Source organism: Exiguobacterium sp. s121, assembly GCF_018617245.1.
GTDB lineage: Bacteria > Bacillota > Bacilli > Exiguobacteriales > Exiguobacteriaceae > Exiguobacterium > Exiguobacterium profundum.
In genome coordinates this window covers 1-351 of sequence record NZ_JACSJV010000012.1, presented here as the reverse complement: position 1 = coordinate 351, position 351 = coordinate 1, and the positions used below count along the sequence as shown (strand labels likewise).

The following is a 351-nucleotide window of genomic DNA, read 5'->3' as shown; positions in this document are numbered from 1 at the left end:
GAAGCGTGGCGACACGTGGAGCTGAATGATACTAATCGGTCGAGGCTTTGATCTAGTCTAATGGTTTGTGTTGATGAATCCTCAGTTTTGAGAGAACAATCTCTCTAAAATATGTTGACATTATCGATAAATAATGTTAATATAATACTTGTCTGGTGGCGATAGCGAGACGGCCACACCCGTTCCCATGCCGAACACGGAAGTTAAGCGTCTCAGCGCCGAAAGTAGTTGGGGGATCTCCCCCTGTGAGGATAGGACGTTGCCAGGCAAGATCGTTCCGCAATAGCTCAGTGGTAGAGCAACCGGCTGTTAACCGGTAGGTCGTAGGTTCAAATCCTACTTGCGGAGCCA

1 tRNA gene and 1 rRNA gene are annotated in these 351 nt (G+C 48.1%); both read left to right on the top strand.

From position 1 onward, the window contains the following. Positions 1 to 151 precede the first annotated feature (151 nt). Positions 152 to 268, top strand: a 5S ribosomal RNA gene (rrf, locus tag KOG47_RS14685). A gap of 8 nt (positions 269 to 276) precedes the next feature. Continuing rightward, a tRNA-Asn gene (locus tag KOG47_RS14680) sits at positions 277 to 351 on the top strand.